Source organism: Rhizobium sp. 01L410 (genome assembly GCF_056400165.1).
Genome location: NZ_JBFTST010000004.1, coordinates 175788 through 190734, shown reverse-complemented (window position 1 = coordinate 190734; position 14947 = coordinate 175788). Strand labels below are relative to the sequence as shown.

Here is a 14947-nt window from a genome sequence, read left to right as displayed (position 1 = left end):
CGATTACTTCTTCATCTGCTCCTTCAAGGCAGCGAGCTTGGCGAAGGGCGAATCCGGATCGATCGGCTTCTCCTTGCGCGGCGGCTTGGCCTCGAAGCGCAGCGGCTGGGCGCCGCCACGGTTGTTGTTGCGGTCGTTGCGATCCTTCCGGTCGCCACGATCCTGACGGTCGCCACGCTGTTCGTTGCGATCGCCACGGCCCTGATGCGGCTTGCCGCCATCGCGGCCGCGCTGCTGGCGGTTGCCATCGCGGCCTTCGCGATTGCCTTCGCCGCGGTTGTTGCCTTCAGCGCCTTCGGTCGCGCCGCCCTGACGACGGTTGCCCTGCTGGCGCTCGCCGCCGCGGCGTTCGCCGTGGTTGCGCACCGGGCGCTGGTTGTCGTTGCGGCCGCCGAGGCGCCACAGCAGAACCGGCTTCGGCTCCTGCGGCTCGCCGCTTTCGGCTGTCACTTCGGCTGCTTCAGCAGGCGCTTCGGCAGCAACAGGTGCAGCCTCGGCAGCGGGTGCTTCTGCAGGTGCTTCCTCAGCACCATCCGCATCGTCGTGATCGGCCTTGTCGGATGCTTCTTCGGCTGGTGCCTCGCTCGCGGCCGGTGCAGCCGACGCATCTTGCGTGGCAAGATGGGCGGCAGCCTCTTCGGCCTTCACGGCATCCGCACGGTAACCGAGACCCTTGAGGATCTCTTCCATATCCTCAAGCGTCGCGCCGAGGATGGAGAGCATTGCGGTCGTCGTCGTAAAGCGGCGGCCGTCATAGGCACCCTCGGGACGGTTTGCCTGACCCGGCTTCCACTGCAGCAGCGGACGGATGATATCGGCAAGCCGCTCGAGAATATCGATACGAACAGCCCGCTTTCCGAGGAAACGGAAACCGGCAAGCTTGTAGAAGGTGCGCTCGAAGCTCGGATCGGTGACGACAGACGTACGCCCAGCGGCCAGAACCGGAATGAGGTCGCCGTAACCTGGCTTGTCGAGGCCGTCGTTCTTCAGCGCCCAGAGGAGCGTGATCAATTCGGCAGGCGCCGGCTTCAGAAGTGCCGGAACGAAGATGTGGTAAGCGCCAAACCGCACGCCGTAGCGGCGCATTGAGGCACGGCCATCCTGATCCAGCGACTTGACGTCGTCGGCGACGTCGCGGCGGAACAGTACGCCGAGATTCTCGACGAGCTGGAACGCCAGACCCTTTGCCAGGCCCTGCAGGTCTTCAGCGCGCGACAGATCGTCGAGCGGCTTCAGCACCGTGCTGATGTGATGATTGACGAAGCGCTCGACGCGGGCTGCGACATGATCGCGCGCATTTCCGGTCAACTGCTCGTCGGCAAGCAGGATCACCCGCGGCCGCATGATGTGGTCGCTGCCCGAAAGCCGCGCCACGGGATCGCCGAGCCAGCGCACTAGGCCATCGGCGCTGATCGCCAGATCGCCATTGCCGGCAGCATGCATGCGCGCAGCGCGCGCTTCGAATTCCAGAGCAAGCGCCTTTTGTGAAGCAGCCTGTACGGCCTTGGCGTCCGGTCCATCCGTTCCACCGATGGGCGTGAAGCGGAAACCGCTCAACTGACCCACATGATGTCCCTCCACGAAGACATCACCATTCACACTGATTTCAGCTTCCAGCATCGCATTCTCTCTCAGGCGCTTCATGAGCACAGATGTCCTGCGATCAACAAAGCGTTTCGTCAACCTTTCATGTAACGCATCGGACAATCGATCTTCGATTTCCCGCGTCTTTTCCTGCCAGTGTGTCGGATCGGCAAGCCAACCGGGCCGGTTCGACACATAGGTCCAGGTTCTTATCTGCGCGATTCGCGCCGAAAGCGTGTCGATTTCACCGTCCGTCCGGTCCGCACGATGCACCTGCTCCGCGAGGAAATCTTCGTTCACCGTGCCACGGCGGACGAGATCAGAAAAGAGGGTCGAGATCAGATCGGCATGCTGGGCCGGTGCAATACGCCGGTAATCGGGCAGCGCACAAGCTTCCCAGAGCTTTTCAACCCTTTCCGGCTTGGTCGCAAGATCAATAATTTCCGGATATCGTGAAAGATGTTCCAGCGCCTGCTGATCGACCGAAGGCAGGGATCGCGTCAGCCCCTGGACGCTCGGCGGCTTTTCCAGGCTTGCGCGCAGCGATTGTATCGAGGCGAAGTCGAATTCCTTGGTCCGCCACTGCAGAACCTTGACGTTGTCGAACTCGTGCGCCTCGATCCGCTGCACCAGTTCATCATCGAACGGCGCAACCTGCCCGGTCACGCCGAAGATGCCATCGCGAACATGGCGGCCGGCACGCCCGGCGATCTGGCCAAGTTCTGCGGGATTGAGATTGCGGAACTGGTAGCCGTCGAATTTCCGGTCCTGCGCGAAGGCGACATGATCGACGTCGAGATTGAGCCCCATGCCGATCGCATCGGTGGCGACCAGATATTCGACATCGCCCGCCTGATAGAGCGCCACTTGCGCATTGCGCGTCCGCGGGCTGAGCGCGCCAAGAACGACGGCCGCGCCGCCGCGTTGGCGCCGGATCAGCTCGGCGATGGCGTAAACTTCGTCAGCCGAGAAGGCGACGATCGCCGAGCGCTGCGGCAACCGGGTAATCTTCTTCTGCCCGGCATAGAGCAGCTGCGACAGTCTCGGCCTCTCGATGACGGTGATTCCGGGCAGTAGCTGCTGGAGAATGGGGCGCATCGTGCCGGCGCCGAGCAGCAGCGTCTCGTCGCGGCCGCGCAGATGCAGGATGCGATCGGTGAAGATGTGCCCGCGCTCGAGATCTCCGGCGAGCTGCACTTCGTCGATCGCGACGAAGGCCGCCTTGGTTTCGCGCGGCATCGCCTCGACGGTGCAGACCGAAAAGCGCGCATTGGGCGGAGAAATCTTTTCCTCGCCCGTGACCAGCGCGACATTGTGCACACCGACCTTTTCGACGACCCGGCTATAGACCTCTCGCGCCAGAAGGCGCAGCGGCAGCCCGATCACGCCGGTGCCATGCGCGACCATGCGCTCGATTGCGTAATGCGTCTTGCCGGTATTGGTCGGCCCGAGCACCGCGGTCACACCGCGTCCACTCAGTATCATCGGCTGCGAATTCAGTGTCATGGTCCATGCAAGTGAGGCGGGGAGCCCCGGGGTCAAGTCAGCAGACAACACATGGACAGGGCAACCGGCAAACGCAAGAGCCGGATGATGCGAATGCGCTGCTAATTTGATTCAACAAGCGGCGCTAAGCCTCTGTTTTGAGATTCGGAACAGCTTGAGAACGAATCAGAGACGAATCGCAGACTCGCGGTGATTCAGCTTTTGTTCACGGCTAAGTATTGGTTTTGAATCAGCTTTTCCCACTAGATGCTGAATCACCGGAATCCGGCAATTTGCAGCAGGCGGCCTTGGACGGCCTCTTTTCATCCGGCGTCAACCGCAAAGACGGAAAACCCGAAAACCACTGAATTGACCTTCGGGTCAAAGCCGGAACGAATCACAGACGAATCGCCGACAGCCGCAAATTCCGCTTTTGTTCGCCACTGCATATTGATGAACTGCGCGAACGGGCGCTATATGCAGCCTCCTTGATTGCAGGACCAGCATTGAACATCGGTCGCCATTAACACTTTCCGCCCTGAGTGTAATGTTTCGTTAAAATTTTCTGCGGAACAGCGGAACCTTTTCGAGCCTGACGCGTTTATACCGTCCCGTAGAATATAAGTTCCGGCACCAGCAAGAAAACTCCATCTTGAAATTGCACGCACATAAGTTTAGCCGGGAACAAAAACCCGGCTACCGTGTTTATTGTCCATTCGTAACTCGCGGTGAGTTGAAGGACAGAAAACATGCTCAGTACGATACTTCTTATTATCCTTATTCTGCTTTTGATCGGCGCTCTGCCGAATTGGGGTTACAGCCGCGCTTGGGGCTATGGACCTTCTGGCGGTTTGGGGCTAGTTCTCGTCATTATCATTATCCTTGTCCTGATGGGCCGCATCTAAAGGCCATGTAACTGGGGAGTTGTAAGTCATGATGAAGAAGGTTGTTCTCGTTGCAGCACTCGTGGGTGCGCTTGCATCGTGCACGGCAACTGAGCAGGGCACCGCAATCGGCGCTGGCTCTGGCGCCCTTATTGGCGGTGCGGTTTCCAACAGCTGGGGCGGCGCAGCCGTCGGCGCCGTTGCAGGCGGCCTGGTTGGCGCTGCAGTCGGTAACTCGGTCGATCAGCGCAATGGCCGCTATTCGGGCCAGCGCGTCTATCGTGACCGCTACGGTTGCTACGTAGCCTACTCGAACGGCTCAACGCGCCGCGTTCGCTGCTAACAATAGACTGATCTTTTGAAAACGGGCGCCTTGGCGCCCGTTTTTGTTTCAACCGTTTGCGCTGGATCTCTGTGAGTAAACTCCCGGGACCTCAGGCCGTATCAGACGAAAAACTGACCGCCATTCGCCGTGAGCGTCGAGCCGGTGATGAACCCAGCGTCATCCGAGGCCAGGAACACCACACAGCGCGCGATCTCTTCAGGTTCGCCAAGACGGCCAACCGGGATCTGCGGGATGATCCGCTCGTTCAGCACCTTTTCCGGAACCGCAAGAACCATCTCCGTGCCGATATAACCGGGGCAGACGGCGTTAACCGTGATGTTCTTCGCCGCACCCTCTTGCGCCAGCGCCTTGGTGAAGCCGAGATCGCCGGCCTTGGCAGCGGAATAGTTGACCTGCCCCATCTGGCCTTTCTGGCCATTGATCGACGAGATATTGACTATACGGCCGAAGCTGCGGTCACGCATGCCGCCCCAGACCTGATGGGTCATGTTAAAGAGGCCGGTGAGGTTGGTGTTGACGACCTCATGCCACTGCTGCGGGGTCATCTTGTGAAACATCGCGTCGCGGGTGATACCGGCGTTGTTGATCAGCACGTCGATGGGGCCGAGCTCGGCCTCCACCTTGGCGATGCCCTCGCCGCAAGCGGCATAGTCGGAAACATCCCACTTGAAGACCGGGACACCGGTGAGGTCATGAAAGGCCTTGGCCTTCTCTTCGTTGCCGGCGTAGTTCGCCGCCACCTTGTAACCGGCGTTCTTGAGCGCCACCGAAATTGCTGCACCGATGCCACGTGTGCCACCGGTGACCAAAGCCACTCTGCTCATGTTTCGCTCCCCTTGTTATCGCCTTCGATCCCGTCATTAAGACATGGATCGCATGCTATTTAAAGTGCTTCGAGGCACATCGCGACGCCCATGCCGCCGCCGATGCAGAGTGTTGCCAATCCCTTCTTCGCGCCGCGGCGCTTCATTTCGAAAACCAGCGTATTCAGAACGCGGGCACCGGACGCACCGATCGGATGGCCGATGGCGATCGCGCCGCCATTGACGTTGACGATCGCCGGATCCCAGCCGAGATCACGGTTGACGGCACAAGCCTGTGCCGCGAAGGCCTCGTTAGCCTCCACCAGATCGAGATCGCCGACCGACCAGCCTGCTTTCTCAAGCGCCTTGCGCGATGCCGGGATCGGGCCTGTGCCCATGACCTGCGGGTCGACACCCGCGGTTGCCCAGGAAACGATGCGCACGAGAGGTTGGATACCGCGGCGCGAAGCTTCAGCTTCAGTCATCAGAACCGTTGCGGCGGCACCGTCGTTGAGGCCTGAGGCGTTGGCGGCGGTTACCGTCCCGTCCTTGTCGAAGGCCGGGCGAAGCTTGGTCATCGCCTCGATCGTTGCACCGTGGCGGATATACTCGTCGGCATCGACGGTCACGTCACCCTTACGGCCCTGGATGACGAAAGGAACAATCTCATCCTTGAAACGGCCGGCCTTCTGCGCGGCCTCCGCCTTGTTCTGCGAGGAAACCGCGAACTGGTCCTGCTCGTCCCGCGTAAGCTGCCACTGGCGGGCGATATTCTCGGCCGTGATCCCCATGTGATAGCCGTAGAAGGCGTCGGTGAGGCCGTCCTTGATCATCGTGTCGATCATCTTCATGTCGCCCATCTTGGTGCCGCCGCGAAGATGCGCGGCATGCGGCGCCATCGACATCGATTCCTGGCCGCCGGCAACGATGATCTTTGCATCTCCGGTTGCGATCTGCTGCATGCCGAGCGCAACGGCGCGCAATCCGGAACCGCACAGCTGATTGACACTCCAGGCCGTCGCTTCCTTGGGAACACCCGCCTTCATCGCTGCCTGACGCGCCGGGTTCTGACCCTCACCAGCCTGCAGGACCTGGCCGAGAATGACCTCGTCCACCTCTGCGGCATCGACGCCGGCGCGCTCGAGCGCACCCTTGATGGCCGTTGCTCCGAGTTCGTGTGCAGGGACTGTGGCAAAGGCGCCGTTGAAAGAGCCGACCGCTGTGCGGGCTGCGCTGGCGATGACGATGGACGTGTTGCTCATGGAAAGCCTCCTCGCGTTTCAGCACTTTATATAGATCGAAACTGGCAAAGCTTTTAGCCCGAGTCAAACGCCAAGACCGTCATATGGCAATTTTAGCCCGTACTTACGAAGACGCGAAATATGACGGGAATAAAAGGGGTTGCCGCATCGCACAAAGAGATTGTCACCGGCGTTCTTTTGCGTCTACATTCGATATTGGAGGAATTTCCACATCATCAGACGGGGTTCAGGAGACTGATATGGCGAAGAATGAGGGTCAAATAGTCATCAAGAAATACGCCAATCGCCGACTCTATAACACAGGCACCAGCACCTATGTGACGCTGGAAGACCTGGCGGAGATGGTGAAGAAGGGCGAGGACTTCACGGTCCAGGATGCCAAGTCCGGCGATGACATCACCCACTCGGTATTGACCCAGATTATTTTCGAGCAGGAATCGAAGACCGGCAACACGCTGCTGCCGATTTCCTTCCTTCGACAGCTGATCACCTATTATGGCGATCAGATGCAGATGGTCGTTCCGAGCTTTCTCGAACACTCTATGAAGGCCTTCACCGAGCAGCAATCGCAGATGCGCGAGCAGGTGACCCGCGCCTTCGGCGAAACGCCGATCGGCAAGAACCTGCAACTTCCGATGCAGATGGTCGAGGAGCAGGTGCGCCGCAACACCGAGATGTTCCAGCAGGCGATGCAGATGTTTTCGCCCTTCATGACCCCTCCTGCCAAGGAGACCAAGAAGGCTGAAGCCAAGGACATCGACGAGCTGAAGGAACAGCTGAGGGCTCTTCAGAACAAGCTGGACAATCTCTGATCTCCGAGCGTTTCGAGGAAACGCTCTAAAGCCCGATCGAGACGTCTCGCCCCGCGGTGCGGATCGAGACGGCAAAGCCGCCGATCACATCGATCAGCGCAATCGTCATCAAGATGAAGAACACCTGGGTTGCCGCATCCTGGACGAGCAGAAACTCGACCAGGAAGGCGATGAAGACAAGCATCGACAGCATGTGATTGATCAGGCTGCCGGAGCCGTTGCGCGTCGCCTTCAATATCTCGAAGAACAGCACCACGAGCGCGATGACGATGAAGAGATCGCCGAGCGACATGCTCCAGATCGCGCCTGAGATCATCGACAAAACGATGATGTCGTGCTGAAGCGCGGGAATACCGCCGCTTCCCATCAGGCCGAGCATTGCCATGTTGTAAAGAATAAATGGAATGATCATCAGCGGCATTGCACCAAGCATCTCGGTCTGTTCTCCCTCTATTCAGGGAATACTGCCGTAGATCGCCGTCTCACTTCAAGACAATTGCGAATATCGTGGTGCGCAAACGCAAAAAGACCGGCTAAAAGCCGGTCTTTCAATCTGGAAAACCAGAAACAGGAAAGCTTATGCGCTTTCCTTCGGCGTCAGAACCTGACGGCCGCGATACATACCGGTCTTCAGATCGATATGGTGCGGACGGCGCAGCTCGCCGGAGTTCTTGTCTTCAACATAGGTCGAAGCCTTCAGTGCGTCTGCAGAACGGCGCATACCGCGCTTGGACGGGCTCGTTTTTCTCTTCGGTACAGCCATTTCTCGTACTCCACTTCACGGGCAACACATTTCCGGCCAGACTGGCGGCCGAAACGACATGTCGCGATTTCGGAAATTTTGCGCGCTTATACATGCGATAAACGGCCTTGACCAGTCCCTAAACAGATTTTTTGAGAATCCTTTGATTCCCGTTCAAACCTCATCGTGCGGCACGATCCACGGTTCGGCGCGCGCAGCCTCTTCCCACTTCCGCCAGGCGGGATGCGCCTTGACGGCCGCCATATAGCTCAGCGTATCGCCGGATGTCACGAGGTCATAGACATCGAAGCGATTGACGACAGGCGCAAACATTGCATCGGCAGCCGAAAAACTCCCAAACAAGAACGGTCCACCGGATTGCTCCCGCAACTCCCGAAAGATCGTCTCGATACGCAGGACGTCGGCCATCACGCCATCGGCAAGCGCAATCTTGCCTTTCGGACGGCGAATGTTCATCGGGCAGGCATTCCGAATGGCCCGGAACCCGGAGAGCATCTCCATCGAAACGGAGCGGGCGGCAGCCCGCTTCGCACGATCCTTCGGCCACAGCCCGGCTTCGGGATAGAGTTCGGCAACATACTCGATGATCGAAAGCGATTCCCAGACGCGGACGTCACCATGATGCAGCGCCGGAACGTGGCCGGTTGGCGAAAATTCCTTGAAGCGCGGATTGCCTGCTTCGAAATCGAAGGGAGTGAGAACTTCCTCGAAGGGAATGCCCGCTGCCTCCATGGCGATCCACGGCCGGAAGGACCAGGAGGAATAGTTCTTGTTGCCGATATAGAGCGTGAGCTTGTCCATGAGCCGATCCGTGCTGTTTCAGCTCTATCTACCGGCCACTGCGGCGGCTCACCAATGAATTATTCGCAGTTCAGTTATAAATGCATCTGATGTAATCGCCGGCACCCTGGGCTCGGCGCTCGATCACCGCTGCAAGCCGCCTCAGGCCGCGGCCAGGCTTGCCAGCGTTGCGGTCTATCGGGTTAGGCAGCGAGACGGCCAGCAGCGCCGCCTGGCGGCGTGACAGCTTGGACGCCGGAACCTTGAAATGATAGCGCGCCGCGGCCTCGATGCCGTAGATACCCGGCCCCCATTCAGCAATGTTCAGATAGATTTCCATCAGCCGCCGCTTGGTCCAGACGAAATCGGAGGCGACCGCCAGGGGCAGCTCAAGACCTTTGCGCACAAAGGAGCGGCTGTTCCAGAGAAACAGGTTCTTTGCCGTCTGCATCGGGATCGTGCTGCCGCCGCGCGTCGAGGCGCCATCCAGCGTATCCTCGATCAGCATTCGCATCTCACCCCAATCGACACCGCCGTGGAAGCAATACTGCCCGTCCTCGGACATCATCACCGACTGCACTAGCGCCGGTGAGATATCGTCCAGCGATACCCATTGGCGATCGTAGCCGCGCAAAAGCACAAGATCGCGCAGCATCAGCGTCGAGACCGGATGAATGAAGGGAATGAGATAGAGGATGATCAGCGCATAAGGCAGGACGCATAGAGCCAGGATGCCAAGCACGATGCGGGCAGGCAGCGAGCGGCCGCGCAGCCATGCATACATCCGCCGATGAGCCGGCATGGCGATGCTTTCCTCTCTCTCCGGCGTTATATCCAACGTCTAGCCCAGACCTGTTCCCTGCGTCCTCCATACCGTCTGAGAAAGGCCAAGGCCAGAGCACAACGGAAATCTTGATCTCTCCATCTACAATTCCGTTGCGCCGCGGGCTTTGCTCATGCCAAACAGCGGCCATGAACGCCAGTCCAGACCCATTTTCCGAACGGTTGAAAAGCAACGCCAGAGAGATCGAAGCGCTGCTGGAAGCGCTGCTTTCGAAAAACGTTCTGTCCGACGAGATCGCCCGGCCGGAAAGCCTGCGCGCCGCCATGCATTACGCCGTGCTGAACGGCGGCAAGCGGCTGCGTCCGTTCCTGGTGATCGAAAGCGCTCTGCTGCTCGGTGGCGACAGAGAGACTGCACTGCGCGTCGGCGCAGCACTTGAATGCGTTCATTGCTATTCGCTTGTTCACGACGATCTCCCGGCCATGGACGACGACGATCTGCGCCGCGGCAAGCCGACGGTGCACATCGCCTTCGACGAAGCGACCGCCATTCTGGCCGGCGACAGCCTCCTGACTTACGCTTTCGACATCATCGCAGCGCCCGAGACCGCGCTTTCCGACGCCCGCAAGACCGCACTGATCCTGGCGCTCGCCCGCGGGTCTGGCCTCGGCGGCATGGCCGGCGGCCAGGCACTTGATCTGGCGGCGGAAAAGCAGGCGCCCTCCGCCGATGGCATTATTACATTGCAGGCTATGAAAACCGGCGCCCTGATCCGCTTCGCCTGCGAGGCCGGCGCGATCGTTGCTGGCGCCGCAGACGGCGAGCGCTATCGTCTCCGGGCGTTCGGCGAGAAGATCGGCCTTGCCTTCCAGCTCGCCGACGATCTGCTGGACATCACCTCGGACGCCGAGACCATGGGCAAGGCAACCGGCAAGGACGCATGCCGCGGCAAGGGTACGCTGGTCGCGCTCAACGGCATCGCTTGGGCTGAAGCTGAACTCCGTCGCCATGTAAATGACGCTGTGGAGCTTCTGGCCCCTTACGGCGAGAAGGCAGACACGCTGATCGCCACCGCCCATTTCATCGCCGACCGCAAGAGCTGAAAAGGAGAGGGGGACCGCAGACCGGCAACATCATGCTTGCTGAAGACGCGTGGCGGCTGATGACGGCGCGTGCGTTTTATGACAGTGTCCGTGCGTCAAATCTTACGAGCGCCCTATCATGCACGAGACCCTTTCTTACCTGCCGCAGATCCTTCCGGCCTACATCGCCTATGTGATCGCCGTCATCAGCCCCGGCCCGGCAATCATGGCGATCGTCGCCACGTCGATGACGCAGGGGCGCAAGGCGGGGATGACGATCGGCGTTGGCATTTTTGGCGGCTCGTTCACCTGGGCCTGCGCGGCGGCCCTCGGGCTGGCGACGCTGCTTCATACCTATGCGATCGCGCTAGAGATTTTGAAGGTCTTCGGCGGGCTTTATCTGCTCTACCTCGCATACAAGGCCTTCAAGGCGATGCGTGCTGGAAATGACCTTCAGCAAGCGCAGGAAGTGAAGCCGCTATCGGCGCGGGCGCTTCTGCTCAAGGGTTACGGTATCCACGTCACCAATCCGAAGGCGATCTTTGCCTGGCTCGCCATCATCGCGCTCGGCATGCCGCAGGGCGCACCGGGTTCGGTAGCGGTCCTCATCGTCGCCATCTGCCTGACGACAGGCTTTGCGATCTTCATGGGATATGCGGTGCTGTTTTCGACCCCGCATGCGCTGAAGGTCTACCAGAGCCTGCGCCGCTGGATTGAAGGCGCAATGTCCGCCTTCTATTGCTTCGCCGGGCTGAAGCTCCTCACCAGCCGCATCTAGCGGCTGTCTTCTTACTCGGCCGCGGTCTTCTGGCCGAAACGCTTCTCGATATAGTCGGCAACCAGCGCCTCGAAATCGCCCGCGATATTGGGACCGCGCAATGTCAGCGCTTTCTCACCGTCAATGAAGACGGGCGCGGCTGGCGTCTCGCCGGTGCCCGGAAGCGAGATGCCGATATCGGCATGCTTGCTCTCGCCCGGGCCGTTGACGATACAGCCCATGACAGCAACGTTCAGCGCCTCGACACCCGGATATTTCTCGCGCCAGACCGGCATGTTCTTGCGGATGTCGTTCTGAATATTCTGCGCCAGTTCCTGGAAGACGGTCGACGTCGTGCGGCCACAGCCGGGGCAGGCGGCAACGACAGGAATGAACTGCCGAAAGCCCATGACCTGCAAGAGCTCCTGCGCCACCTGCACTTCGCGCGTCCGGTCGCCATTCGGCTCCGGCGTCAGCGACACACGGATCGTATCGCCGATACCGTGCTGCAGCACATAGCCCATGGCAGCCGAGGAGGCGACGATACCCTTCGAGCCCATGCCGGCTTCCGTGAGGCCGAGATGCAGGGCATGGTCGGAGCGCTCCGACAGCATCGAATAAACGGCAATCAGATCCTGCACCTGGCTGACCTTGGCAGACAGGATGATCCGGTTGCGCGGCAGGCCGATCTCTTCGGCGAGATTGGCGGAGATCAGCGCCGACTGAACGATGGCCTCTCTGGTCACCTGGCGTGCCGAAAGCGGTGAGCCCGCCTCGGCGTTCTGGTCCATCAGCGCCGTCAGCAGATCCTGATCGAGCGAACCCCAGTTGACGCCGATGCGGACCGGCTTGTCGTAGCGGATCGCCATCTCGATGATCTCGGCGAACTGCTTGTCCTTCTTGTCCTTGAAGCCGACATTGCCGGGGTTGATGCGGTATTTCGCCAGAGCCTCGGCACAGGCGGGATGATCGGCAAGCAGCTTGTGGCCGATATAATGAAAGTCGCCGATCAGCGGCACGTCCATACCAAGACGCAGCAGGCGCTCGCGGATCTTCGGAACAGCGGCGGCGCTTTCGTCGCGATCGACGGTGATGCGGACCATCTCCGAACCCGCCTTGAACAGCGCGGCGACCTGCGCCACCGTTCCATCGATATCGGCCGTATCGGTATTGGTCATCGACTGTACGACAACAGGCGCGCCGCCTCCGACAATCACTCCGCCGACATCGACGGCAACGGAAGAGCGGCGCGGTTTCGGATCAAAATCCGTGGCTGAAGACATGAAGAGAGCTCTTGGACCCTTTGAAAATCGTGCCTTTCAGGTGGATCATGCCTGCCTGCTTGTCAACCGCCCCGCGCTTCACTTTTCTTGGCGGCCTAGTGGCCGCCACCCGAGGCGCCGTCGGCATAGCGCGCCAGTCTCGAGAAGATGAGAACGACGACGAGAAGGGCCGGCAGCGCCATGAACACCGTCGAGAAGCCGATATGCTCGGCAACGAAACCGATGGCCGAAGGCGCAACCAGCATTCCGGAATAGCCCATGGTCGTCACCACCGAGATGCCAATCCCCGGCCTCAGGCCCGGCACGTTGCCGGCCGCCGAAAAGGCGATCGGCACCATGTTGGAAATGCCGATCCCGCAGAAGGCGAAGCCGACGATCGCAAGCTCCGCAGTCGGGGCAAGGGCTGCAATCAGCATGCCGACGATCGCAAACAGCGTGCAGACACGCAGCGTCTTCACGCCGCCGAACCTGTCGCGCACAATATCGCCGGCAAAGCGCATGATCGCCATCGTCAGCGAGAAGGCAGCGAAACCGAAGCCCGACAGAGCGACAGATGCGCCCATTTCCTGGCGCAGATACAGTGCGCCCCAATCCAGCACCGCGCCTTCCGGAACCATGGAGAACAGCGCCATCAGGCCGAGCAGCCACGGCAGCGGTACCATCGGCAGGCGGGTCTTTTCCTTCTTCTCATCCGGATGCGGCGGGTCCGAAAGCATCATTGGCCACGCGACGGCAAGAAAGGCAGCGGCAAGCACCGTCGCAAGTCCGGCGTGACCGAGCACGCCGATCTTGGAAATCAGCAATCCGCCGAGCCCGGAACCGATCAACCCGCCAAGGCTCCAGAAAGCGTGGCAGGACGACATAATCGCCCGGCGCATCGACTTCTCGACAACTACCGCATTGGCATTCATGGCAACGTCCATGGCGCCGACGAAGCCACCGAAGAGGAAGAGCGCGATGCTACCGGTGATGACATTGGGCGCAACGGTCAGCGCCAGAAGGATAGGCAGCAGGCAGACGGCCGTCGCCAACGAGACAACGCGCGAGCCGTGCTTTGCGATCTTCGCGCCGGCAATCGGCATCATCGTCAGCGAGCCGACGCCGAAGACCAGGATCATCAGGCCAAGCTCGAATTTGCTGATGCCGAGCCGTTCGGCGAATTCCGGAATTTTCGGTGCCCAGCAGCCGACCAAGAAGCCGTTCATCAGAAACAGCAGCGAAACCGCGACTCGGCTCTTCGGCATGAACCCGCGCTGCACGCCCGGCATCGCATGTAATTGATTATCCATTGTCCCGTCTCATTCACTATCGCCTGCCTCTTTGGCAGGTCATTTCAATTCAATTCGCTGCCACGGCCTGCACCGTGCGGCACCCGCGCTCGCGATAGGCCGCGAGCAATGTTTCATCGGCGTCATGCTCAACCACAAGGCATTCGCAATGCGCCACCGGCAGCACGCTATGGGGTGCTGCCGTGCCGAATTTCTCCGATGTCGCGGCAACCAGAACCTGGCGGCTCTTGGAGGCTGCGAACCGCTTGAACTCGGCATCCTCGAAGCCGAAGGTCGTGACCCCCGCTTCCAGATCGACGCCGCAGGCACCGAGCACGCAGAGATCCGGAGACAATTGCTCCATGTCGCGCAGCGCCTTGGCACCGAGCGCGCCGCCGACCTGCCGGTCGATCAGCCCGCCGATAAGGATGACGTTGATATCCGTCTTGTCGAGAAGCGCTGCGGCAATGGCCGGCGCATTGGTGGCTGCCGTCAGCAGCATCTCCTGAGGAAGGGCGTTGGCGATCGCGAGATTGGTGCTGCCAGCGTCAAAGAAAACGGTCGATCCCGCCTTGATCTGCGAGACTGCCGCTTGTGCCAGCGACTGCTTGCGCTCGAAGGCGACGCTCATCCGCTGCTTTAGACTGCCGCCCGCCGGCGAAATCGGCAAAGCGCCGCCATAGACGCGCTCGCAGAGTCCGGCCGCCGCCATCTCGCGAAGATCGCGGCGAACGGTATCTTCGGATACGCCAAATTCGGCTGCAAGCTCCGCTGCCAGCACGCGGCCATGCGTCTGCAGCTTCAGCGAGATGATGCCTTGCCGCTCCCGCAGCAACATTTCGTTCACATTCATCCTCGATCCCGACATGAACAGGCACAAACAAACACAAACGTGCATAAACATATAATCGCACGCATGCAATGGGGTCACCGGCACACGTTTATTGACGCCCTGAAACAAGCCGCGCTAAAAGAGCAGCAAATGAGAAAAATATTCGCAGTTGCCAATTTTCTTTGCAGTTTTCTACGCTTCGCACCGCCTTGTTTTCTGCGA

At 60.1% G+C, this 14947-nt stretch carries 15 protein-coding genes; 5 read left to right on the top strand and 10 right to left on the bottom strand.

Annotation, left to right across the window (positions count from 1 at the left end; translation table 11 throughout):
- Positions 1–3: 3 nt before the first annotated feature.
- Positions 4–3090 (bottom strand): helicase-related protein, encoded by a 3087-nt coding sequence (locus tag AC1DV9_RS10610; RefSeq protein WP_477947698.1) that lies wholly within the window; start codon positions 3088–3090, stop codon positions 4–6.
- 728 nt (positions 3091–3818) lie between these two features.
- Between AC1DV9_RS10610 and AC1DV9_RS10605 the strand changes: the two genes are divergently transcribed.
- Positions 3819–3974 (top strand): DUF3309 family protein, encoded by a 156-nt coding sequence (locus tag AC1DV9_RS10605; RefSeq protein ID WP_112385898.1) that lies wholly within the window; start codon positions 3819–3821, stop codon positions 3972–3974.
- Positions 3975–4002: 28 nt separating this feature from the next.
- On the top strand, positions 4003–4296 hold the full coding sequence (locus AC1DV9_RS10600) for a YMGG-like glycine zipper-containing protein (RefSeq protein ID WP_112385899.1): 294 nt from the start codon (positions 4003–4005) through the stop codon (positions 4294–4296).
- Positions 4297–4397: 101 nt separating this feature from the next.
- Here AC1DV9_RS10600 and phbB read toward each other — a convergent pair whose 3' ends face one another.
- A complete protein-coding gene (gene phbB, locus AC1DV9_RS10595) occupies positions 4398–5123 on the bottom strand; it encodes a beta-ketoacyl-ACP reductase (protein WP_310296470.1) in 726 nt (241 codons plus the stop codon).
- 59 nt (positions 5124–5182) lie between these two features.
- Complete coding sequence (locus tag AC1DV9_RS10590) at positions 5183–6364, bottom strand: acetyl-CoA C-acetyltransferase (protein WP_477947696.1); 1182 nt, start codon at positions 6362–6364, stop codon at positions 5183–5185.
- A 239-nt stretch (positions 6365–6603) separates the two neighbouring features.
- Between AC1DV9_RS10590 and phaR the strand changes: the two genes are divergently transcribed.
- Positions 6604–7176 carry a polyhydroxyalkanoate synthesis repressor PhaR gene (gene phaR, locus AC1DV9_RS10585; RefSeq protein WP_112385902.1) on the top strand — a complete coding sequence of 191 codons (573 nt, stop codon included), beginning with the start codon at positions 6604–6606 and terminating at the stop codon, positions 7174–7176.
- Between the two features lie 25 nt (positions 7177–7201).
- Here the strand turns inward: phaR and AC1DV9_RS10580 are convergent, their stop codons facing one another.
- From AC1DV9_RS10580 to mtgA, 4 genes are all read right to left on the bottom strand, one after another.
- Positions 7202–7609: a hypothetical protein gene (locus AC1DV9_RS10580; RefSeq protein ID WP_112385903.1), complete on the bottom strand. Its 408-nt coding sequence runs from the start codon at positions 7607–7609 to the stop codon at positions 7202–7204.
- 144 nt (positions 7610–7753) lie between these two features.
- Complete coding sequence (gene rpmF, locus AC1DV9_RS10575; protein ID WP_006724402.1) at positions 7754–7939, bottom strand: 50S ribosomal protein L32; 186 nt, start codon at positions 7937–7939, stop codon at positions 7754–7756.
- Between the two features lie 153 nt (positions 7940–8092).
- Complete coding sequence (locus AC1DV9_RS10570; RefSeq protein WP_477947694.1) at positions 8093–8740, bottom strand: glutathione S-transferase family protein; 648 nt, start codon at positions 8738–8740, stop codon at positions 8093–8095.
- Between the two features lie 70 nt (positions 8741–8810).
- Positions 8811–9557 carry a monofunctional biosynthetic peptidoglycan transglycosylase gene (gene mtgA, locus AC1DV9_RS10565; protein ID WP_477947692.1) on the bottom strand — a complete coding sequence of 249 codons (747 nt, stop codon included), beginning with the start codon at positions 9555–9557 and terminating at the stop codon, positions 8811–8813.
- Between the two features lie 134 nt (positions 9558–9691).
- On the opposite strand from mtgA, the gene AC1DV9_RS10560 reads away from it, so the two are divergent.
- Entirely contained in the window at positions 9692–10606 is a 915-nt protein-coding gene (locus AC1DV9_RS10560; protein WP_477947690.1) for a polyprenyl synthetase family protein, read from the top strand.
- 118 nt (positions 10607–10724) lie between these two features.
- On the top strand, positions 10725–11363 hold the full coding sequence (locus tag AC1DV9_RS10555; protein WP_477947688.1) for a LysE family translocator: 639 nt from the start codon (positions 10725–10727) through the stop codon (positions 11361–11363).
- 11 nt (positions 11364–11374) lie between these two features.
- Here the strand turns inward: AC1DV9_RS10555 and ispG are convergent, their stop codons facing one another.
- From ispG to AC1DV9_RS10540, 3 genes are all read right to left on the bottom strand, one after another.
- Positions 11375–12625 carry a flavodoxin-dependent (E)-4-hydroxy-3-methylbut-2-enyl-diphosphate synthase gene (ispG, locus tag AC1DV9_RS10550; protein WP_477947686.1) on the bottom strand — a complete coding sequence of 417 codons (1251 nt, stop codon included), beginning with the start codon at positions 12623–12625 and terminating at the stop codon, positions 11375–11377.
- A gap of 95 nt (positions 12626–12720) precedes the next feature.
- Positions 12721–13914 (bottom strand): MFS transporter, encoded by a 1194-nt coding sequence (locus AC1DV9_RS10545; RefSeq protein ID WP_477947684.1) that lies wholly within the window; start codon positions 13912–13914, stop codon positions 12721–12723.
- 49 nt (positions 13915–13963) lie between these two features.
- Positions 13964–14740, bottom strand: coding sequence for a DeoR/GlpR family DNA-binding transcription regulator (locus AC1DV9_RS10540; RefSeq protein WP_477947980.1), 777 nt, complete (start codon positions 14738–14740; stop codon positions 13964–13966).
- Positions 14741–14947 lie beyond the last annotated feature (207 nt).

Bases quoted from the DNA above. Each gene is read 5' to 3' on its own strand.
- phbB (WP_310296470.1), bottom strand. From the start codon at position 5,123: ATGAGCAGAGTGGCTTTGGTCACCGGTGGCACACGTGGCATCGGTGCA.
- AC1DV9_RS10590 (WP_477947696.1), bottom strand. From the start codon at position 6,364: ATGAGCAACACGTCCATCGTCATCGCCAGCGCAGCCCGCACAGCGGTC.
- ispG (WP_477947686.1), bottom strand. From the start codon at position 12,625: ATGTCTTCAGCCACGGATTTTGATCCGAAACCGCGCCGCTCTTCCGTT.
- AC1DV9_RS10560 (WP_477947690.1), top strand. From the start codon at position 9,692: ATGAACGCCAGTCCAGACCCATTTTCCGAACGGTTGAAAAGCAACGCC.
- AC1DV9_RS10610 (WP_477947698.1), bottom strand. From the start codon at position 3,090: ATGACACTGAATTCGCAGCCGATGATACTGAGTGGACGCGGTGTGACC.
- AC1DV9_RS10555 (WP_477947688.1), top strand. From the start codon at position 10,725: ATGCACGAGACCCTTTCTTACCTGCCGCAGATCCTTCCGGCCTACATC.
- phaR (WP_112385902.1), top strand. From the start codon at position 6,604: ATGGCGAAGAATGAGGGTCAAATAGTCATCAAGAAATACGCCAATCGC.
- rpmF (WP_006724402.1), bottom strand. From the start codon at position 7,939: ATGGCTGTACCGAAGAGAAAAACGAGCCCGTCCAAGCGCGGTATGCGC.
- AC1DV9_RS10570 (WP_477947694.1), bottom strand. From the start codon at position 8,740: ATGGACAAGCTCACGCTCTATATCGGCAACAAGAACTATTCCTCCTGG.
- AC1DV9_RS10605 (WP_112385898.1), top strand. From the start codon at position 3,819: ATGCTCAGTACGATACTTCTTATTATCCTTATTCTGCTTTTGATCGGC.
- AC1DV9_RS10600 (WP_112385899.1), top strand. From the start codon at position 4,003: ATGATGAAGAAGGTTGTTCTCGTTGCAGCACTCGTGGGTGCGCTTGCA.
- AC1DV9_RS10545 (WP_477947684.1), bottom strand. From the start codon at position 13,914: ATGGATAATCAATTACATGCGATGCCGGGCGTGCAGCGCGGGTTCATG.
- AC1DV9_RS10580 (WP_112385903.1), bottom strand. From the start codon at position 7,609: ATGCTTGGTGCAATGCCGCTGATGATCATTCCATTTATTCTTTACAAC.